Origin of the sequence: Sphingobium chungbukense, assembly GCF_001005725.1 — a bacterium.
Taxonomy (GTDB): domain Bacteria; phylum Pseudomonadota; class Alphaproteobacteria; order Sphingomonadales; family Sphingomonadaceae; genus Sphingobium; species Sphingobium chungbukense.
Genome location: NZ_LBIC01000009.1, coordinates 133981 through 153351 on the forward strand (window position 1 = coordinate 133981; position 19371 = coordinate 153351).

The 19371-nt window shown below is 60.2% G+C and carries 19 protein-coding genes; 6 read left to right on the top strand and 13 right to left on the bottom strand.

The window, feature by feature from the left end; translation table 11 throughout:
- Nucleotides 1-119: 119 nt before the first annotated feature.
- The 9 genes from YP76_RS18580 to YP76_RS18620 form a co-directional block, all read right to left on the bottom strand.
- Nucleotides 120-1127 carry a tyrosine-type recombinase/integrase gene (locus YP76_RS18580; protein WP_046765094.1) on the bottom strand — a complete coding sequence of 336 codons (1008 nt, stop codon included), beginning with the start codon at nt 1125-1127 and terminating at the stop codon, nt 120-122.
- The gene (locus tag YP76_RS18585) at nt 1124-2056 is read right to left on the bottom strand and encodes a tyrosine-type recombinase/integrase (RefSeq protein ID WP_046765095.1); all 933 of its coding nucleotides are present in this window, start codon (nt 2054-2056) and stop codon (nt 1124-1126) included. The genes YP76_RS18580 and YP76_RS18585 overlap by 4 nt, the downstream gene beginning before the upstream one ends.
- Nucleotides 2056-3285 (bottom strand): site-specific integrase, encoded by a 1230-nt coding sequence (locus YP76_RS27195; protein WP_084733254.1) that lies wholly within the window; start codon nt 3283-3285, stop codon nt 2056-2058. The genes YP76_RS18585 and YP76_RS27195 overlap by 1 nt, the downstream gene beginning before the upstream one ends.
- 249 nt (nt 3286-3534) lie before the next feature.
- On the bottom strand, nt 3535-3864 hold the full coding sequence (locus YP76_RS18595; RefSeq protein ID WP_046765096.1) for a transposase: 330 nt from the start codon (nt 3862-3864) through the stop codon (nt 3535-3537).
- 240 nt (nt 3865-4104) lie between these two features.
- Nucleotides 4105-6273, bottom strand: a complete 2169-nt coding sequence (locus tag YP76_RS18600) for a DEAD/DEAH box helicase (protein WP_046765097.1) — start codon at nt 6271-6273, stop codon at nt 4105-4107.
- Nucleotides 6270-7574 carry an ATP-binding protein gene (locus YP76_RS18605; protein ID WP_046765098.1) on the bottom strand — a complete coding sequence of 435 codons (1305 nt, stop codon included), beginning with the start codon at nt 7572-7574 and terminating at the stop codon, nt 6270-6272. The genes YP76_RS18600 and YP76_RS18605 overlap by 4 nt, the downstream gene beginning before the upstream one ends.
- Nucleotides 7574-10561 (bottom strand): tellurite resistance TerB family protein, encoded by a 2988-nt coding sequence (locus YP76_RS18610; protein WP_232307626.1) that lies wholly within the window; start codon nt 10559-10561, stop codon nt 7574-7576. Before YP76_RS18610 ends, YP76_RS18605 begins: the two co-directional genes overlap by 1 nt.
- Nucleotides 10562-10740: 179 nt before the next feature.
- Nucleotides 10741-11232, bottom strand: a complete 492-nt coding sequence (locus YP76_RS18615; RefSeq protein ID WP_046765099.1) for a PIN domain-containing protein — start codon at nt 11230-11232, stop codon at nt 10741-10743.
- A gap of 3 nt (nt 11233-11235) precedes the next feature.
- Nucleotides 11236-12300: a helix-turn-helix domain-containing protein gene (locus YP76_RS18620; protein WP_046765100.1), complete on the bottom strand. Its 1065-nt coding sequence runs from the start codon at nt 12298-12300 to the stop codon at nt 11236-11238.
- Between the two features lie 212 nt (nt 12301-12512).
- On the opposite strand from YP76_RS18620, the gene YP76_RS18625 reads away from it, so the two are divergent.
- The 5 genes from YP76_RS18625 to YP76_RS18645 are packed head-to-tail and all read left to right on the top strand — an operon-like array spanning nt 12513 to nt 16567.
- Nucleotides 12513-13457 (top strand): CBASS oligonucleotide cyclase, encoded by a 945-nt coding sequence (locus YP76_RS18625; protein ID WP_046765101.1) that lies wholly within the window; start codon nt 12513-12515, stop codon nt 13455-13457.
- A 2-nt stretch (nt 13458-13459) separates the two neighbouring features.
- Nucleotides 13460-13954 carry an HORMA-1 domain-containing protein gene (locus tag YP76_RS18630; RefSeq protein WP_198147535.1) on the top strand — a complete coding sequence of 165 codons (495 nt, stop codon included), beginning with the start codon at nt 13460-13462 and terminating at the stop codon, nt 13952-13954.
- Nucleotides 13951-14847 carry an AAA family ATPase gene (locus tag YP76_RS18635; protein WP_046765103.1) on the top strand — a complete coding sequence of 299 codons (897 nt, stop codon included), beginning with the start codon at nt 13951-13953 and terminating at the stop codon, nt 14845-14847. Before YP76_RS18630 ends, YP76_RS18635 begins: the two co-directional genes overlap by 4 nt.
- On the top strand, nt 14847-16013 hold the full coding sequence (locus YP76_RS18640) for a hypothetical protein (RefSeq protein ID WP_046765104.1): 1167 nt from the start codon (nt 14847-14849) through the stop codon (nt 16011-16013). The genes YP76_RS18635 and YP76_RS18640 overlap by 1 nt, the downstream gene beginning before the upstream one ends.
- Nucleotides 16010-16567 carry a 3'-5' exonuclease gene (locus YP76_RS18645; RefSeq protein ID WP_046765105.1) on the top strand — a complete coding sequence of 186 codons (558 nt, stop codon included), beginning with the start codon at nt 16010-16012 and terminating at the stop codon, nt 16565-16567. Before YP76_RS18640 ends, YP76_RS18645 begins: the two co-directional genes overlap by 4 nt.
- Nucleotides 16568-16934: 367 nt before the next feature.
- Here the strand turns inward: YP76_RS18645 and vapC are convergent, their stop codons facing one another.
- From vapC to YP76_RS18660, 3 genes are all read right to left on the bottom strand, one after another.
- Nucleotides 16935-17333 carry a type II toxin-antitoxin system tRNA(fMet)-specific endonuclease VapC gene (gene vapC, locus YP76_RS18650; RefSeq protein WP_269748652.1) on the bottom strand — a complete coding sequence of 133 codons (399 nt, stop codon included), beginning with the start codon at nt 17331-17333 and terminating at the stop codon, nt 16935-16937.
- 11 nt (nt 17334-17344) lie between these two features.
- The gene (gene vapB / locus YP76_RS18655; RefSeq protein WP_456320444.1) at nt 17345-17560 is read right to left on the bottom strand and encodes a type II toxin-antitoxin system VapB family antitoxin; all 216 of its coding nucleotides are present in this window, start codon (nt 17558-17560) and stop codon (nt 17345-17347) included.
- A 259-nt stretch (nt 17561-17819) separates the two neighbouring features.
- Nucleotides 17820-18275 (bottom strand): carboxymuconolactone decarboxylase family protein, encoded by a 456-nt coding sequence (locus YP76_RS18660; protein WP_198147536.1) that lies wholly within the window; start codon nt 18273-18275, stop codon nt 17820-17822.
- A 171-nt stretch (nt 18276-18446) separates the two neighbouring features.
- Between YP76_RS18660 and YP76_RS18665 the strand changes: the two genes are divergently transcribed.
- A complete protein-coding gene (locus YP76_RS18665; RefSeq protein ID WP_157035839.1) occupies nt 18447-18809 on the top strand; it encodes an SDR family oxidoreductase in 363 nt (120 codons plus the stop codon).
- Here the strand turns inward: YP76_RS18665 and YP76_RS29285 are convergent.
- The gene (locus YP76_RS29285) at nt 18778-19032 is read right to left on the bottom strand and encodes a hypothetical protein (protein ID WP_052757486.1); all 255 of its coding nucleotides are present in this window, start codon (nt 19030-19032) and stop codon (nt 18778-18780) included. The genes YP76_RS18665 and YP76_RS29285 overlap by 32 nt on opposite strands.
- Nucleotides 19033-19371 lie beyond the last annotated feature (339 nt).

A 19371-nucleotide genomic window follows, 5' to 3' on the forward strand; every position in this document is an offset into this window, starting at 1 on the left:
GCCGGCGTAGGGTTATGTGGCGCGCCACATAAGCATTTTTATGTGTCGGGCGTCGTTATGTGGCGGCGGCATCGGCTGCGGCGCCTTTGCGCGGCTTTGCGACAGCGGCCGCCACATAATCATATGCTCTCCAGCAACCGTAGAACCGGGTCCTTTGCTTTGAACCGTGCTGGTTGTTTGCCAGCAATAGCTGCCTCATTGAGTCCACGTCGCATCATCTCGACATCGGCTGCGGCATAACGATGGGCTGTCGCGACTTGCGAATGACCGAGCCACGCCTGGATGGTGAGCAGGTCGACGCCCGATTGTAAAAGCGTCATGGCGAGGGTGTGCCGTAAGACATGGGGCGAGACGCCCTTCCTTGCCAACCCCGGCTGCACGTTTGCGGCCATGGCAACGGCACGTCGAACGATATGCGTCGCTCCGAACCTGGTCATCCGTTCGCCATGAACGCCAAGGAATATAGGGCTCAGCGCATCGGAGTTAAGGCCATGCTCGGCGAGCAACGATCGGAGGGCGCCGGCTAGATCGGTGGCAACCGGGACGACACGCTCCCTGCGACCTTTGCCGCGTAGGAGCACCTGGGGTCTACTCCGGTCAAGCTGGAGATCGTCGACATTTACGCCCAGCGCTTCCGACACTCGGGCGCCGGTGCGACCGAGAAACAGCAGCAGGGTCCGATCTCGGCGCCCCCTCTTAGTCCGTTGATCGGGTGCCGCGATGAGCGCATCCAGTTCGTCTCGTGTAAGGTGATGGGTCACCTCCGTGTGCGCTTTCTTAAGCGGAATGCCGAGGATCCTCTGCGCGATGCCGACCGATGCGGGGTCGTTGGCGGCGACGTGCTGAAAGAAAGATCGAACTGCCGCCAAGCGCGCATTGTGCGTTTGGATCTTGTTCCCGCGGGTCGCTTCCAAGTGATCGAGGAAAGCGAGGACGGTATCGCGATCCAGATCATCCATGGTGAGATCGCACGGTCCGCATCGTGCGCGGTCGGCCGCAAACAGGATCAGCATGCGAAGAGCATCGCGATAACTGGCGATCGTTGCCAGCGTGGCATTGCGCTGCTTGGGCATGCGATGCCGAAAAAAAGACTCAAGTAGCGACGGAAAGGAAAGGTGGCCGCTCATGACGTCTCTCCCCACGCGAGGGCCCGTTCGGCTGCGATGGCCAGCAGATCGGCGCCCGCAGTGACGTAGTAGGCGGTGTCGGAGTAGCGACCATGGCCGAGATATGTCGCGAGCACCGGCAGCATTGCGCGCACATCGACACGCTCCCGATGCCAGATCGCCAATCTCGTGATCGCGAAGCGGTGGCGCAGATCGTGAGGACGTAACGGCTTGCCCTTATCGAGGCCGGCGAGGCGCCGCGCCGCTCTGAAGGCCTCGCGCAGGCCGGACTGCGACAATCGAGTTCCGCGTGAGCTGATGAAGAATGCTGATGTGTTCAGCGCCGAGAAGGTCGCATCGCGGTGCCTTGCATAATCGCCCAACACCGCCAGTGTAGAAGAGTGGACAGGAACCAAGCGATCCTTGCGGAACTTGGTCCTACGAATGTGGAGGATCCCATCGGTGAGGTCGACATCGCTGCGATCGAGACGCAATGCCTCGCCGGAACGCATGCCCGTGCTGGCAAGCAGTCCGACAAGCGGCGTCAGGAATCTGGCGCGTTCAGGGTAATCGGGCGACACCGAGCGGCATGCCGCCATGAGCCTTGCGAGTTCGCAATCGGTAAGGATCCGAGGGGGCGGGATCGCTCGGTTCCTTGGGAAGGCTTTGGGATCGAGCGCGTCAGTGCCCGGCTCGAAGATGGCGAGATAATCGGTGAATCGGCGAACCACACCATAGCGCGCGGCGCGACCGTTTGCTGTGCCCTCCCAGGAATAAATGAAGCCAAGCACCGTACGACGGCAAAGTGGGCCATCGTGCTGTACAGCATCGACATAGCCGACAAGCGCTCGCAGGATAGCGGCCTGCTTGGCAAGCGAGAAGCCGAGCGCCCGCCTAAGTGCGACATAGGCCTCGACATGTTCGCCGAGCTTTACGGAAAACGCGTTCATCACGCATCTCCCGGAAAAGGAAGGGCGACCTCGGCAAGCTGCGGCACAGCGACCTTAACGTAGATCGCTGTCGTATCGATGCTACGGTGGCCAAGCAGGTCAGCGATCTCGTTTATCGGTGGCCGCTGGCTGACGAGCCGGGTCGCTAGGCTGTGTCGGATTAGATGGGCGCCGGCGGGACCGTCCAGCGCGACGCCCGCCCGCTGCAATGCCGAACGGACGATGCGCGAGAGGACCGAGCTGTCGTCGATCGGACGCACCGGCGGAAGATGCAGCAGGAAAATACGACGGCTAGGGCAATCAGGTCGGGCCCGCAGGACATAATCGGCGAGCGCCTTACCCGCTTCCTGCATGAGGGGAACTGTGCGGTCCCGCTTCCCCTTAGTGCGGCGTATCAGCACCTGTGCATCGCGCCAGCGGATATCCTCGAACGTGAGCGAGCGCAGTTCCTTGTTGCGGATGCCGGTCGTGGCCAGCAGAAGGAGGATGGCCCGATCGCGGCTGCCCCTTGGAGTGTTGGGATCGATTGCGTCGATCGCCCGCCTGACCTCCTTCCAGGCCACCTGGCGTGGCAGGTGCGCCAGACGATAACATGGCGTTCGCGGAACGAACCGTGCGAGGTCTTGGTCGTTGAGGTCAGCCCAGCGCAAGAATCTCAGAAACCGGCGCGCATAAGACCCGTTCGCCGCCCGTGTGGCGTCCTTGGCTGACATGGACATGAAGTGCTGGACAAGGGCGAGCACATGCGCGCCCGTCATGGTCGATAATAACTCGCCACCATGGTTCTGATCCCACCAAGCAAGCAGACGCCGGGCAACCAGCATCTGGCCCTCCCGCGTCTTCGCTTCGAGACCGCACACCTCAAGCAGGTAATCGGAATAGCGCGCCAGCAGGGTCTGATGGGGCTCGACCACCGGCCCCCGAAGCTGAAAGCGTTCGGGCACGATCCTTCGAGCCAAGCTGATCGCCGTTCGCGCAGACACTCGCGCCGCTTCGGTCCGATGCTCTCCGACAAAGCTGTCGATCACGGCCTGCGTGATCGGCTTCTCGCGCGCCTCCCATGAAACATGCCCGCTGAACCGACCCAATCGACTAAGATAGACCTTGGCCGATGCGCGCCGATAACCGTTCTCGAAAAGATAGGCCGAAATGTGATCCAGCTCATCGCCTAAACCGCCACCTCTCAAGCGACGCAGAACCCTCGGATATCTGAAATAATGCTCCAGCATGTGACTTCTCCCTCCGGGTGCGGACAGTCCGACGCCCGCGAGAGAAACGGTTCAGATTATGTGGCGGCCGCTGTCGCAAAGCCGCGCAAAGGCGCCGCAGCCGATGCCGCCGCCACATAACGACGCCCGACACATAAGAAGGGATCACGCCCGAAACTCTGCTGCACCTGCAGGGCAGGCTGCGCATGCCGCGCCGCATGTCCGTGTGCCCCGTTGCTATCCATATCCGAACGCCGGAGGGAACTGGGATCACGGCTTGACCGACCGCAACACCGCCGACACCAGTCCGGACGAGGCGCCGGCGGGAATGCGCACGATCGCCCGCTCGAACTCGACGGTGATCGCCGATCCGGTCACCGGCACGGGATCAGGTTGCACCTGCACCTCGGCAAAGCCCTGCGCTGCCTGCCCCATCTGCCGCCGCCATCTGTAGATCTGGTTCGGCCGAAGATCAGCACGGCGGGCTATCTCCGCCACGTTCGCGCCGGGCGCGGAAACTGCCGCCACCAACTCGCGCTTCTGCTGGTCGCTCCATACCCGCCGCCGTTCTGGACCCGAAATTACTGTGATCTGGCTCATCGCACCGTCCTTAGTATCGGTGCAAACACCAGTGCTTGCACCGGTGCCATGTCAAAATATCAGCCAATTACCGCAAGGCGGCCTTCACCGGAGCCATACGATGCAGACGACCTATGAGCTGGCCCAAGCCCGCGAGCATGAGCAGGACATAAAAGTTCAAAGATTCGCCAAAGCAGCCTGAACCGCCAACAGAGCCGACCTTCAAGCCCTAGAACACGCTCCCTAATAGCGGTCTTTCGTTCACCCGAGGATTGAGCGAGAAAGTTCAGCCAATGCGGCAGTGTCTAACCGCGCTGAAAACGCATCTTGCTGCAGCAATGCCTCGGTCAGATAGGGATGGAACTTTTCAAATACCAAGTTCGGCGAATGCGTGAAGAGATTCACAGCCTCGCCGCTGGCAAGTGCTGCTAGCGCATCGATTAGCAGTGGCGTGCCGTCTTTCCCGAAAACCTCAAGGAAGCCGTCATGCGTTTGCACTGTAAATCCAGCTGCGCGCAGGGCCAGGGCAAGCGTTGTGGTTCGAATTGAACCCGTTCTCGTGGCGAGGATCGTGGCATTTTCTCCCAGCTGCGCGATACGACCGGGACCGAACTGCAATTGTGCATAGTGACTTCGGGCTTCCTCAAGCAATTCCAGCGCGGTCGCATCCATGTAGATCGGACGATTTTGGTCCTCGAGGATGTCGAGCATGCGTTCGATCACCCGATCATGGATATTGCCCGGATCGCCTCCGAAGAGCGGAGGAACACCCGCCTTGGCGGGCGAAACCATGATGACGCGATCGCGATCATGAACTTCAAGCACGAGCCATCGCCGGCCCGAGAAGATTAGAAGCATCCCCGGAGCAATCAGATTGTCGATCGGCAGGGTGCCCAGTTCCTTGCCTCCGGATATCAGCCGGTACTCCTCGGGCGTCTGGAAGACCGCATAGAAGCTATAATGCTCGACGAGCTTTTCGCCCATCGCCCCAAGGAGCAGCAGTCCGTCATCAGCCTGCTCGATAAGTGCCGTCTCCGGGTGCCCTAGCGCCCGGAGCACATCGAGAAAGGGCTGAGTATCGACTTGTCGAAACGGACCCTTCTGGCACAGCATCCCGTATAGCTGCTGAGCGTGGATGCCGCCACGCTGCGCAATCACGGAGAGGATTTGATGGACAAGTGTCGAGAGGTGCAGCGCGCCGCGTTTCGGTGGTTCGCACCAGCCCTCGAGCAGCAGTTCGATCATTGCGACGGCCCGTACGAGGCCAAGTCGCAATCTGTCGGAAAAGTTGCTCGTCGGGGTGAGCTTCGCCTCAACGACATATTGCCTGAGAATGGCCGGTTTACCCGGACGCCGGCCCGACCGGCCCAGCCTCTGCCGGAGCGAGGCCACGCTGAAGGGGGCGCCGATCTGCCCGACACAGGTCACATCGCCAATGTCGATGCCAAGCTCGAGTGTCGAGGTACAGATCGCGGTGGTCGGCGCGTTGCCGTCCTTCAGGCGCCGTTCGACGAAATCTCGATGATCCCGAGACAGGCTTGCATGATGGGGATAGAATTCCTGAGGCAGACGCTCTTTCTCGCACAACGTGCGCAATCGATCCGAATAGATCTCGACCGCCTGGCGCGCGCCCGCGAACACTAGGTTGTCGCTGCCCCGGAGGTGTCCGAAGAGATGGAGAGCGATGGCGTCTGTCGCCGATGGCCCTTCATCATCGTTGTCTCCGGTCACATAGCCGCGCAGCTGGAGCTGCAACTCCGCGCCCCCGCCTGCGGCAACCACTTCCCTCACTTCCCCGGGGCTATCGGGACGCAGGTACGCCTTTGCCAGCTCCATATCGCCGAGCGTAGCCGAGAGGCCGACGCGGCGGATCAGGCGGTTCAGTGACTGCTCAAGGCGTGCAAGCAGTGAGCGAATCTGAATCCCGCGCTCGCTGTCGAGCACGGAATGCAATTCATCGAGGATGACGGCGCGTGTCGCACCAAACAGCCGAGGCAGCTCCAGCCCTCGCCGAATGAAAAGAGCTTCGAGCGATTCCGGGGTGATCAGCAGAACCCCTCGCGGCCGCTTGATGGCGCGGGTCTTGACCGAGGCGGGCACATCGCCATGCCAGGGTATGACCGGCAGTTCGGCTTCGCGGCAGATATCGTCCAGCCGGCGCGCCTGATCGGTGATGAGCGCCTTCAAAGGCGCGACATAGAGAAGGTCGAAACCGGAAATTCCGGACGGATCATCGAGGATCTGGGACAGCAGCGGCAGAAACGCGGCTTCGGTCTTTCCTCCAGCCGTGCTCGCGGCAACGATCAGGTCGGCATCGCTGTCCATGAGCACATGCGTCGCACGCGCCTGGATATCGCGCATTTCCCGCCAGCCCTGCGCGCGAACCCATTTCTGGATCGGCCGGGCGAGCTTGTCGAAGGCCGTGCTCACAGGCGGAAGCTGGCGAGCTCTTCTGTTTCCGGAGCGGCGCCGACCGTCTCGTCGACATCGCTCATATCGTCACCGTCATCTTCGGCGACGTCGAGTTTGTCGATGAGATCCGACCATTCGACACCGGGGTTCTGATCTAGAACCGCCAGGAGATTCACGAAAGCGGTGACCGTGTTGCGCGGGGTGCGGAAATAGGCTTCGCCGATCCTGTCCGAACAATGGACCATGAAGGCTTCAAGGGCATTGTCCGGCAGCGTAGGGCTGTCGCCCTGCATGACGGCGCGGATATTCGCCAGGAGGACGAACAGATCCTCGGGCGTCAGGCTCGCAAGCCGAATGACCGGTCCGGAGAGATCGACGAGGCCCTCGCGCGCGAAGCTGTTCTCGGCCAGGCGCGATTGCAGCGCTTCGTAGCTGTAGAGGCCCCGGCGCGTATTCATCAGGAACTCGGGCGTTCCTCCCATAAGGAAGCCCAGATTTTCCGCGCTGCCCTGCAGGACGTCGTTCAGGATGCGCAGGATCTGCTCATAATTGGCGTTGCGGGCCTGCGATGAGGTCAATTTGTAAAGGTTGACCATCTCATCAAGGCCGACGAGCAGGCCCTTGTAGCCCGCTTCGCACACGAATGCCGACATCAGCTTCAGATGATCATAGACGCTCGCATCATCGACGATCGTGCGGACTCCGAGCGCCTTGCGAGCATCGGTCCTGGTGGCAAACTCGCCGCGCAGCCAGCGGATCGCCGCCGACTTGAGCTCCTCGTCGCCCGTTTCATGGCCCTCCCAATATCGGCGAATGACCTGCGCGAAGTCAAAGCCCCCGGTCAGTTCCTCGAAATGCGCGAGGCGCTGGCGAATGATTTCGGCGGTCGGCTGGTCTTTTGTCTCGGCATCATGTTGGGCTTGGCTGACGAACCGCTCAACGACATTGGCAAGCGCGCCGCCATCGGGCTTAGTCCGTGTCGCAAGGTTGCGCGACATTTCAGCATAGAGACTCCGTGCCTGCCCGCCGGTCGCGTGAATTCTCCGGTCTGGAGCAAGATCGGCAAACATCACCACCAGGCCCTTTTCCAGCGCGACGAGGCGGATGAGGTTCATGAAGAAGGTCTTGCCCGACCCATATTCGCCGATGATGAACCGGATCGCGGAACCGCCACCGGCGATCCGGTCCATGTCCTTGACGAGTTCCTCGATCTCGCGGGCGCGGCCGACCTGGATATGACGAAGCCCGAGCTTCGGCACGACACCGGCACGCAATGCCTGGACGATCGCGTCACGCTCGCGCGGCTTCAATTTCGACATCAATTATCCCCCTTCGCCCTTTCGGCGCGCAATGCATCCGCGATATCCTGTGACACGTCATAGCCATCATATTCGTCAAGCAGGGCTTCATCGAATTTTTCGAAAGCCCATTCGTTTATGGCTTCCAGAGCACCCGATGGCAGTAGGCCCTGCTTGCCGGCGATGTCCGCGAATTCCTGTTGGGTCCAATGCTCGCGCTGGGCGAGAAGATCGACCAGTGCAGCGTGTCTGTGGTCGAGACCCGCCAGGGACGATGGCAGTGCGTGTACGTGAGGCGCCTCGTCGCTAGCATCGTCGTCCGCCGCGAATATCTCGCCCAGAACGTTCGAAACGCGCTCGGTATCACTCCTGATCGCCGCGATGCGTGCCGCATCAAGCGCGGTGCTCCGGACATTCGGCTCGGCCGGAATTTGCTCGCCTGGCGCCTCTGCTTCGGCTGCCCTGACCCGCACCGGCCCATCGGACACGTCGCCGGCATGAAGGTCCGCGTATACGAGACCGGCATCGATCCCCAAAGCCTTGTAGATCTTCTCGATGCAGGCCACCTCCTCGGACTGGATTACGCTGTCGGCATGGGCGATCACGACAACCGCCGCACGCAGCGCGAGATGGTGTTCCGCATCCACCTCCTTCAACCTGCTGCGCAGCCATGACATGTCGGGCGGAACCTCCAGATACCATTTCAGATTGGCATGGAGACGCTTTCGCTCGAGTTCTGTGAGGCCCCCGGTCGCATCGACCTTGTCCCGGAGCGCCCGGTGTTCCGCCTCGACGATCTTGCTATCCGAATGCGCGACGAAAGTCGCCAGCGCCAGCTCGAACAATGCCACCTTGTATGCCGGCGAGACGACTTCCAGCTGCTCGACCGTTTCGCCCAGATCGAAAATGACGACTGGATCGTCAATTCGAGGTCCACGCAGCGAAAATCTTGGATCAGGCGCCATGCCGAAGCCGATGCGGGCGAGCGCATCGGCCGCGCCGGTCAACTGGCGCTTGCCGATCTTGCCGGGGGCATTGCCTTCCAGGCGGGTGATGAGCTCGAGGGCCTGAATGAACCCGCCTCCCTCCACATGTCCACGCGCCCATTCCCTGAGGCCCTCCAACTCGGCGGAAGGAAAAAGATCCCACAATTCGGCGGGGAGCAGCGCCTGGGCCTCGATCGATCCTCTGCCGTCCGCGTTGCGCCCAAGATAACGGCTGAACTTGTCGAGTTCGTCCATCGCTTCATCCGCGATAGTCTGCGCCTTCTGAACCGGTGACCGCAGGTCGGTGACATCGGGAACCGCGATATCCTTGCCTTCGCCCGCAGTGAGATTGACCGAGCAACTGAACTCGCTCGAAGCCGCGCGGTAATTCATCGCAAGCTTCTTGCGCGGCGTTCGCACCTTCAGACCACCGGGATAGAGCGCATCGAATTTTAGCTGGAAGAGGGCTTTGAACTCTTCGCCGCAGCGTTCGGCCGGAGTGCGGAGACGACGCTCCGGATGGCAAAGCAGCCAGAGATGCAGCCACTCTGCATCGAACGCCTTGCCCTCGGCGATCATGCCACCGAGAGCGAATTTCAGCGAAAAGGGCAGATCCCAGCTGCGGTTGTCGAGGATGCTCTGCTTGAGAGCCGGATCGTCGAGCGATAGTCCGCCCATTGCCATGATGCGGGCAATGTCCAGAAATTCACCGAGATATCTCTGTGCGGAATAATTCTGCGCGAAGAGAGCCTTGAGGCGCTCCACCTCGGCCACGATTTCCCGTTTCTCGTCTTCTGGCGGCTGATCGACCAGAAAGCGACGCTCCAAGCCGTAGAAGAACAGGAACATGTAGCCCGGATTGATGGTCCCATCGCGGCGACCTCCCGCCAGCCAATCGAGATAAGTAGCTCGGCAGACCGCTGGTATGCTCGAATATCCGGGCCAGTACGACATGCCGTCGCCATTCCTGTCGGAACCCGACGAGGCGACCGAGAGGGATGGGTCGATATAGCTGCGGCATTTCTCGCCATAACCATTCGCGTTGAAATTGGGCGGCGTCCCAACATAGACCATTCCGTCGATCTCACGTCCGGCGATGGTCACGACCTGACCTTTCCGCTGCCATCCTTGGGCTTTGACGGAAGAGCTTGGCGCGTGGCTAGCTGGACGCTGTTCAGCTGGCTTGGCGACAATGGGCGGCGAAGGAGCGCGGAGTTCGCCACCGAAGAGTTTCTGACGCAGCCCTTCTATGCGTGATGGACGGGCACCTGCCGGATCTGTTCCTTGGTTCGCGACCGGGAGTTCGGTCGAGGATACGCCTTGCTGCCTCGCGCGCCCTTCCTTCTCCGCGGCGCGCCTTAGCGATGCCGCTTCGAGCGCCTCGCGGGCGGCTTTGCCGACACGAACAAGCTCGGCATTATCCTGTTGAGACGGGTATGCTTGCGAGGATGCGGAGTCGATAGAACCACCAGGTTCCTTTTGAACCGCTAATGATCGCGAGGCGATAGCCTGGATGCGGTCCGCGTTCTTTGAATCAAAAATGGAAGAATCATCGCCAAAGAGCCGTTCCCTGAGCTCTCGGGTTCTGGATGATTTGGGATCATCGGACGATGTCGAGATAGGCGTCACCGGGACTCTGAGAAGGGCGCTTGCTTCGGCGCTGTCTGGGCGCGAGGGTATCGGCTCTTCCAATACATCTTCCAACATGTGAGGATGCATAACAGGTAAAATATCCCGACATTCTGGAAGCGCGTCTGTCCTAGAATTTTGTGCATCAGCTTGTTCAGGGACAAGGCTGCGACGGGGGGCAGTAATGTTTTCCGGAGGAGCAGTCCTGAGGGCAATCTTCGCCGCTCGACGCTTTTCGTACCAGATTATGAATACAACAGGCGCGAACAGGATGAAGAGCGCTTCGACTGAATCCGGAAGGCTGTCCAATAGGATCGCGGATATTATCGTACTGGCAATGAAGAAGGCAACATAGAGTCCGATGATGCGGAATATTTTCCAGATGGTCGCCATGTGGAAAGCCTGCCATTTTGCGGCTGATAGGTCACGCTGATTTTTGATCGGCGGGCCGGGGGAAATTGTGGCACGCTAGCGTTGCAAAGTCCGCGTTTTCGAAGGGGACATCGCCATTCAGCAGACCCCTGCCGATGGGCTGGACGAGACTTGACTAGCCTTAGTCCCGTCCAGCCATGTCAGCCGGCAAACCGGGTCAAGCGATGTTTCACTTCATTCGCAGGAAGGCGGCAGCGCGGATGGGCGGACAGTTGGGTCAGGCCGCCATGCAACCGGGCGAATTGCACGTGGGCACCATCGGCCATCTGGTCGAAGAGCCATAGAACCCCGTGCATGGCGATCTGTTCGGCAACGGCCAGTTCACGCAGGATCCCATCGCCAGTCAGCAGCGTCCAGGTCCGCGACTCCGCAAGTGCGAAGGCAAAGGTGTCGGGCACTGAGAGTTTCTGATGCTGGCGATTGACGCCTGTCGCGCGCCGCAGTTCGGCTGCCGTGAGTTCCTCGACGCGCAAGCCAAGCGCGATCAGCCGGTCTCCAAGTTCGCCCTCCAGCTCGCGGGCATAGAGCAGATCTGGCACGGCGAACTCGAACGGTAGCAGAAACATCTCGTCGAGAAGGCCTGCCCGTTCGAGGTCGATGATGACAGATGTGTCGGAGACGAGGACGGCCACGGATCAGGCCGCCACCTGATCCAGTCGGCGATCGAGTTCGCGCACCGAAATGCTGAGAAGTTCCGCTGCGCGAGACTCGCCGATCACCCCTTCAGCCAGAGCCCGATAGCAGAGCCGCTCGAAGCGCCGTGGCTCTTCCATTTCCGGTTTCATGCTCTCCGGCTCCTCAAAGGGCGCCGTCCGCCAACCACGCTCCGCAAATATCTTGAACAGACGAGCGCAAGCCGCCTGGTTGATGATGCCGAGATCCTTGCAGCGATAGGCCAGCGCCTGGATGCTCACCCCGAACAGCTTCTTGAGCGCCACGAGCTCGCCGATGCTGATCGAGGAGCGATGGGCACCGACCTCGGCGCGCAGCACGTCCGCCGGCATCAGAAAGGCGCCGGCAAAGCGATGTGCCGCCTTTTCCTCATTGACGCCGCCGGATGGAGCGATGACCATATGGCCCAGCTCATGGGCAAGATTGAAGCGCTTGCGCTCTGACCAGGAACTCCGCTTTATGACGATGACCCGCGCGGCATCGCTGCCCTTGCGTCGGACCTTGGCGGCAAGACCATCGACATCGTCAAGATCGAGCGAAAGCACCTTGATGCCGCGCTCCTCAAGCAATTCGGCGAGGTGCGGAATGGGATCGTTGCCGAGACCCCAATCATCTCGAACCGAACGGGCTGCATCCTCGGCGTCGCGTATGTCGGCAACGGGATGCGGCGCACTTCGCGGCTGCTCCCATTCGACGCTGCGCATCTGGAGCATGTCCTCGACGGCGAGATAGCGTTCGAGCATGTGAATAGCGCGCGCTTCGAGCGTGGCCTCCTCACGAGAAGACGTTCCGACCTTCTTACGGAAGTCCACGCCTTCTAGCGAAAGCTCATCCTCGCGCAGCAGATATTCCTCCGATACCGCGAGTGCTTTCGCAAGCGCGATCAGCACGCGAGAACTCGGCATATCCTCGTTGCGCTCATATTTCCCGATGGCCTGGGCGGAGACGACGCCGCCCATGGCGTCAGCCAACGCGCGCAGCGACAGGCCAGAAGCCGAGCGTGCGACCTTTAGCTTGTTTCCGATCATGATGGCCTCCTTGACGACCTCACAACAGGGCCGGTTTCCATAAATGCGATATAATGGCATTTTTGTAAACCAAAACCTCTTGAAATGCGGTAAATTGTTCCCAATTTTGCATGAATGCCGCCAAATTCAAGGTTTCTGTAAACCGAAATGGCGTCGCGCAACAGGGGCCGGGTTCTCACCGGCAGGGAATGTCTGACCGGAAAGGGTGGGCGATGGCTTTGAGTAACACGCAGCTGCGATACTATGACAGCAATGTACTGCGCTTGCCCGCGGACAAGCGGAAGGAATATCACGCACAGGTCGATCGGCTGATCACCGAGTTGTGCAAGAGCGTACGGGACAAGACCGAAATCAAGATCACCAAGGTGGTGAAGGCGGGATCGTTCGCGAAATATACGATCCTGCGCAAGACGGTGTCCGACCCGGTCGACGTCGATGTGGTGTTCTACATCGCGGGCCGCGACGTGACGAAAGAAACCCTCGATAGCCTCAGCGCCACGATCTACGATCTGCTGATCAAGATCTATCCGACCAAATCGGTCGAAGATTTCGAGATTCAGCGCAAGGCCGCCACGGTGAAATTCGTCGGTTCCGGGCTGAGCGTCGACATCGTGCCGGTAATCGAGGACGCGGCGCGGCCCGGCTATGGCTGGCAATATGACATCCACGACGGATCGAAGATCCAGACCTGCGCCCCGTGCCAGATCCAGTTCGTGCGCGACCGCAAGAATCAGGATGGCGACTTCCGCACCCTCGTGCGCATGGCGAAGAAGTGGCGCAACTATGCCGAGGTCAAGCCGCTCAAGTCTTTCGCCATCGAACTCATCATGGCGCATGTCCTGGCGACCCAGGGTAAGGCGGGCAGCATCGAGCAGCGCTTCCGCAACTTCCTTCTCTATATCGCCCAATCGGGCCTGAAGGAGCAGATCAGCTTTCCTGAAAACACTGCACCGTTCGGTTCCTTCTCCGATCCGGTAGTGATCCTCGATCCGGTTTATAGCCTCAACAATGTGACCAGCCGGATTTCAGAAACGGAACGCAAGGAAATCGTCACCGCCGCACAGGACGCTTGGGAGACGGCGAATTTTGCTTCGGTGGAAAATGACAATGGGGTCTGGAAGGAACTTTTTGGCCCTGGCCTTAAGGTGGAGGATTGACCATGAGCCAGACGCGAACGGCATCCGCCACCTATACGACGACCGACGTCGAGAATGTCGTGCGCCGGGTGAAGGCCGACCTCACCATGATCGCCGACAGCACCGGTGCCTGGACGGCGCAGCAGGCCGCAGATTATGCCCATGATATCGAGGTGCTCGCCAAGGCGGGCTATCTGGCCTGGGTCGATCTCACCTTGCTGCAATATGGGATCGAGAAGAAGGCCGTCAGGTTCAATGTCGATACCGATGCCGGCGGCCTGACCACGAGCCGCCCTGGCGGCGTACTCTGGCCCCGCTTGGCAGGAGCGACGCTGCGGATCATCATCAGCTACACCGAAGCCTATACCGATGAGGCGCGCCGGGCGACCAGCGGCAAGCTGAAGATCGGCTGGACGACGTCCTATGACGATACCAGCCATTCCAGTCTCAGTTCGTCGGGCGGACGCAACTATGTCAGCAGCAACTATGGCATGCAGCGCAAGGATTGGGCCGCATGAGCCAGCTAAGCATCTTCGATAGCGAGATCGCACTGCCCAGTGATGTTCTGGCCGGGCGGGAGAAGCGGTTGCTCGGGTTCGATGCCCGCTATACCCGCGTCCATGACCAGCTTCGCCTGTTGCTCAACGTTGGCGTCTTGGATGACTGGAACCGGCAGAAGCATGGCGGCAAGCTCGCCCTGTGCGATCTTGTCGCTGAACAATATCCGCTCGTGATTTTTCACGGGGATGTCGGGACCGGCAAGACCGCGACAGCGGAATGCATCGCCAACCGGCTTGTCGCGGAGGCGAGAAGCTCGGATTCTATGTTGTTCAAGTTGTCGAACCGGGTGCGCGGCAATGGCATGGTGGGGGAGATGGGCACCCTCATAACCGAAGCCTTCCAGAAGGTCGTCCAAGCGGCGGGCAAGAGCCGCCGCGCGATCCTCATCATCGACGAAGGCGACAGCCTCGGCGCTTCCCGATCACAGGATCACAGCCATCACGAGGACAAGGTCGCGGTCAATACATTGATCCAGGGCGTCGATGATCTGCGCCAATATGGCGGGCGGATCGTCGTCATCCTCTGCACCAACCGGCTATCGGTCCTTGACGCAGCGTTGCGGCGGCGTGCCGCCATCATCGAGGAGTTCCGCAGGCCGTCCGACGAGGAGCGTGGCCAACTGTTCCAGATGGACCTGGTGGGTCTCGATGCCAATGCCGCGCAGGTTGCCCAGCTCGTGCGAGCGACAGCGGCGTGTGAGGGACGTCCGCCGTGGACCTATTCGGATATCCGCACACGGCTTTATCCAATCGCACTGGCCCAGGCCTATCCGGACCGCGCCTTGCGTTTCGACGACCTGCTCTCAGTTGCGACGACGCTCCACGCCTCGCCGGTCATGGAGGACAAGTGATGGCGCGCTCACCGCTGTTCGGACGCCGCATCCATATCTCCGGCAGTGTAGTCAAGGATCTCACCATCGCGTCTACGGTTAACGTGGAAGCCGCGCGCACGCTTGTCGCCGGGCTGGTCAAGGAATTGGTCAAGCGCGGCGCCAATTTCGTCATCCCCGTGGATGCCGAACCCGTTCGCGAAGACGACGGCTTACCGCGCTGCTTCGACTGGCTCGTCTGGAAGGCTGTGAAGGATAATCTGGCCCATCGCCCGCCGAACGTGCCCGGCCCGTTCGTCGTCGCCGTGCAGCACCACAAAACGGAAGAGCAGATTCCTGACAGCTATGCTGAACTTTGGGACGAGTTGCGCACGACCCAGCTCGTCAAGATCGAGAGCGCGGCTCAATGGAATATGAACAGCAAGCGGATGGAAGCCCAGGCGCGCTTTGGTGACGTTCTCATCGCTCTGGGCGGCGACGAAGGCGTTCTCTATCTAGCGAACCTGTACCATGACGCAGGCAAGCCGATCGTGCCGCTCAACCTACCCCTCTGCCCGGAAACGAAAGGGGCGCGGCGCCTTTATAATTTCGGCCTCGCCAGCCACCAGACCCGCCGCCTGTTCCAGATCGCGGACGATGGCGATGCGCATGACTGGATCAACCGGATCGGCTTTCCGAGCCGACAGTCGATCCCGGACCGCATCTCCGCCCTGGTTGATCTGCTCGAGGCGCTGGAACGGCCGAAGGCTTTCGCGGTTCGGCTGCTCAACCCCGATCTTGACGATTACAACGACGTTCAGACCTTCTTCGATCTGGTCGTGAAGCCCGTGATCGAGGATGAATTGGGGTATCGCCTGGTCGTGATCGATGGACGTCAAACCTATGAACATGCCAGGATCGATCAGGAGATATTCGCCAAGCTGCATCGCAGCAGCATCGTGCTCGCCGACATCACCGGCGCGCGGCCCAACTGCTTTCTGGAACTGGGCTATGCTCTGGGCCGTTGCTTGCCCACCATGGTCATGGTGCGGGAAGGAGCCAGTCTGCCGTTCGACATTACCACATTTTCCGGCCTTCACTGGAAGGCCAGCGGAAGCGCGGATGACCGCAAGCGGGCTTTCCGCGAGCATTGGAACGCGATCCGCAATCGTCCTTCTCTTGTACCGACGGAGCCCCTGATCTCATGAGCGACAAGCGCGAGATATTCGTCTCGGTCGACGTCGAAACGGCAGGGCCGATCCCCGGCGAATTTAGCCTGCTTTCGATTGGCGCCTGCTCGGTTTTCGGGCCGGAGAAGAGCTTTGCCTGCGAATTGAAGCCAATCGGTGACAAGTTCGACCCCAAAGCGCTCGAAGTGACGGGCCTCTCGCTGGAGACGCTGGCGCAGACCGGGGACGATCCGCCCCGCGCGATGGAGAATTTTGAGCAATGGCTGGCCGAGCTTGCCAGCGATGATGGTGAGGTCGTGTTCGTCGGCTTCAACGCACCGTTCGACTGGTCATTCGTGAACTATTATTTCCATCGCTTTCTAGGACGGAATCCCTTTGGGTTTACGGCGCTCGACATCAAGGCGCTGTATATGGGAGCGACGGGATGCTCCTGGGCAGACACCCGCTCGAGCCGGATCGCGCAAAAGCTGGCGCCCACCCTTACCGGCACACACGATGCCCTAGCCGATGCTCGTTATCAGGCGGAGATATTCAGACTGATCCGGGCAAAGCTTGTGCCTCAAGGGGAATGAAATCCTGAGCTTAACCAAACAGAATTCAAGCCACGCGTAAGTCATGCTTCTTAGCATTGGTGTGCGCCGCACTTGCCTGCCGCAACACCAAGTGCCGGTCCCATTAGCTGAACGAAGGACGGCTCCACGAGGCCAGCGTCTGATTCCGGTCAGTCCCCATTGTCCAACAAAGTGGACATGATGACCTGCCCAAACGCAGCAATAAGATGTCCGCTGCCGGTGAACGAAATTTGGCCGCTGAGCGGCGAGAAAGGGTCAGGTTCGGTCGGCAGGATAGCTCGGGAGATGGATAGCGGATGAGCTACAGCCTTCGGGCACTGAGGGTTTAGCGGCGCGGCAGGCTGGCTCTCAACCAGAATGCGTCCAGTCACTTCGCATCCGTTACCCAGTCTTCAACCCGTAAGCCAGGCACACGGTCGAATTCACGCAGATTGTTGGTGACGATTATCAATCCACAAGAGCGAGCATGGCCGGCGATCATCTGGTCATATGGGCCGATCGGCGTGCCGGCGCGCGCAAGTTCGGCACGAAGCTGTCCGGTGTGCGCGGCGGCTTCCCTACCATAGTGGAGCACATCTAGGCGCGCAGCGAAGCCTTCCACGTCTGCGAGATTGCTCTCGGGACTGGCGGACTTCTCCGCACCATAGATCAACTCCATCAAGGTGACCGAACTGATGCACATCTGACCATGGTGCCGTTTGAATGCCGCGCGCACCTCTTGCGGCCTGTTCTTGATAGTGAAGATGCAGATATTGGTGTCGAGCATGTACTTAAGCATCAGAAAGCCTCGCGCTCCTGATGATCCGGCTGTTCACGTTCCGACATGAAATCGACGGTCACACCTTCCCTGTCGAACCAGCTGTCCCAGGCTTCGCCTGCGGGGGTAATGATGCGGGTTCGGCCCAAAGCAATCACATCGACGCGCTTTACGTCATCAGGAAGGGCGACCGCCTTGGGCAATCTCACTGCCTGGCTGCGGTTGCTCTGAAATATGGAAGCTTGTTCCACTGCATGTCTCCCGGCATATACCAGCTGTATATCCCCATCTAATCGGCTAGCGGGATATGTCAATGGGATATACAAGCTGCCATGCAATTTGGCGTTGTCCTAGCCTGCAAACCCCCTCAACAGGTCTGGCATAGTCGCAACTGCAAATGTCCGGTTCCAAGCGGTCCGGGTAAGCGCCTGATCGGCCGCAAAGGGTCGGTGCCGTCGAAGGGGGAAGCAACGGCATGCTCCCCCTTTCGCGAGCCTACGGCTTCGCGGCGACCGGCAGGCGGAATGGCGCGCCGAGACGATTGAACGCGTTCATTGCCGCGATCACGAGCGTGAGATCGACCAAGTCCTTGTCGGCAAAGGCGGCGACAGCGGCGGCATAGGCTTCGTCCGAAGCATGGGTCGTGCTGACATTGGTCACTTGCTCCGCCCAGGACAACGCTGCTCGATACTGGTCAGAAAACAGGTGCGGCACCTCTGCCCAGACGGGGAGGAGGGCAACCTTGTCGATCGCCATGGTCTTGAGCAGATCGCGCGTGTGCATATCGATGCAATGGGCGCAGCCATTGATTTGCGACACTCGTAGAAAGACCAGATGGATCAGTTCTTCAGGAAGATCCGTCTTCCTGGTCACATAATGATGGATACCGAACAGAGCCTTGGCGCCCTCGGGCGCGATTTCCGACCAGTTCAAACGCTTCATCTCAGACATGCTGCTTTCCTCGTAATCGGCACCGAGTCCCGGCGCTCGCTGACTTGACGAGGTACGCCGGCGCATCGTGACATCATGAGCGCAGATATTTTTCGTTCCCGCCGTCCTCCCATGTCACACCAGAGGCGGCCATTCCGTCATGCAGGCAGACACTTGTATCGAGACATGGACATGAAGATCGTTATCATCGGCGGCACCGGACTGATCGGTCAACCCCTCGTCGGACTGCTGAGTGCCGAGGGTCATGAGGTTGTCGCCGCTTCACCGAGCACCGGTATCGACGCGCTGACCGGCGCCGGCCTGGCACAAGCGCTGACGGATGCCGCCGCCGTGGTCGATGTCAGCAATGCCCCGTCGTTCGAGGACGAGGCCGCTCTCGCCTTCTTTCGTAGCCCGACAACCAACTTGCTAGAAGCAGCTCGCCACGCGGGAGTGCGTCACGTCATCGCACTTTCGGTGGTGGCATCGTGTTCGCCTGATCCTCAACCGCCAGCGGACACAGCTATCGAATGCATTGCGAGCGCATTTTGCTGAGTTTGGCATCGTCGCACCGATCGGCAGAAATGGGATTGATCAACTCCTGAATGTGATTGCCGATACGACCGACAATCGTGTGCCAGTCGATGTGCGGATATGCCTTGAGATGCTGGCAGCTCAACTCCGGATCGTGAAAAAACAGATTCTCGAAAATGATCGCCGGATCATGGCAAGCGCCCGAGAAACCGAAATCGGCCGGCGTCTGATTGCCGCGCGACATTCAGGATGAGAGAGCAGCGTCAATCAAGATGAGAATCGCCACCTGCTGATCCGGCGTAGGGCGTAGCCCGGAGCCGGATCAGCAGTTGGCGATGGCGCCCTTTCCGGGGGCGTTTCTGATGGTTTCGGCCCGGTCAGGTATTCAGAGGCATAACTTCGCGAGAGGGGATGCCGCGGATGCCGGGCCGCCACGTCAACGATCATCAGATGAGGCTCTACATGAAGCTCCGACATACCCACGCCGTACCGGTGGCTGCCGCCAAGGCCGGTATCAGCACGGCGACAGCCTATCGCATCGAGGGAGACCCTCCCCCTTGCCACCTACGATGATCTCCTGACG

Excerpts from the sequence above, each read along its gene's own strand:
- YP76_RS18580 (WP_046765094.1), bottom strand. The coding sequence starts at position 1,127 with ATGAGCGGCCACCTTTCCTTTCCGTCGCTACTTGAGTCTTTTTTTCGG.
- YP76_RS18585 (WP_046765095.1), bottom strand. The coding sequence starts at position 2,056 with ATGAACGCGTTTTCCGTAAAGCTCGGCGAACATGTCGAGGCCTATGTC.
- YP76_RS27195 (WP_084733254.1), bottom strand. The coding sequence starts at position 3,285 with ATGCTGGAGCATTATTTCAGATATCCGAGGGTTCTGCGTCGCTTGAGA.
- YP76_RS18595 (WP_046765096.1), bottom strand. The coding sequence starts at position 3,864 with ATGAGCCAGATCACAGTAATTTCGGGTCCAGAACGGCGGCGGGTATGG.
- YP76_RS18605 (WP_046765098.1), bottom strand. The coding sequence starts at position 7,574 with ATGTCGAAATTGAAGCCGCGCGAGCGTGACGCGATCGTCCAGGCATTG.
- YP76_RS18610 (WP_232307626.1), bottom strand. The coding sequence starts at position 10,561 with ATGGCGACCATCTGGAAAATATTCCGCATCATCGGACTCTATGTTGCC.
- YP76_RS18620 (WP_046765100.1), bottom strand. The coding sequence starts at position 12,300 with ATGATCGGAAACAAGCTAAAGGTCGCACGCTCGGCTTCTGGCCTGTCG.
- YP76_RS18625 (WP_046765101.1), top strand. The coding sequence starts at position 12,513 with ATGGCTTTGAGTAACACGCAGCTGCGATACTATGACAGCAATGTACTG.
- YP76_RS18630 (WP_198147535.1), top strand. The coding sequence starts at position 13,460 with ATGAGCCAGACGCGAACGGCATCCGCCACCTATACGACGACCGACGTC.
- YP76_RS18635 (WP_046765103.1), top strand. The coding sequence starts at position 13,951 with ATGAGCCAGCTAAGCATCTTCGATAGCGAGATCGCACTGCCCAGTGAT.
- YP76_RS18640 (WP_046765104.1), top strand. The coding sequence starts at position 14,847 with ATGGCGCGCTCACCGCTGTTCGGACGCCGCATCCATATCTCCGGCAGT.
- YP76_RS18645 (WP_046765105.1), top strand. The coding sequence starts at position 16,010 with ATGAGCGACAAGCGCGAGATATTCGTCTCGGTCGACGTCGAAACGGCA.
- vapC (WP_269748652.1), bottom strand. The coding sequence starts at position 17,333 with ATGCTCGACACCAATATCTGCATCTTCACTATCAAGAACAGGCCGCAA.
- YP76_RS18660 (WP_198147536.1), bottom strand. The coding sequence starts at position 18,275 with ATGTCTGAGATGAAGCGTTTGAACTGGTCGGAAATCGCGCCCGAGGGC.
- YP76_RS18665 (WP_157035839.1), top strand. The coding sequence starts at position 18,447 with ATGAAGATCGTTATCATCGGCGGCACCGGACTGATCGGTCAACCCCTC.
- YP76_RS29285 (WP_052757486.1), bottom strand. The coding sequence starts at position 19,032 with ATGTCGCGCGGCAATCAGACGCCGGCCGATTTCGGTTTCTCGGGCGCT.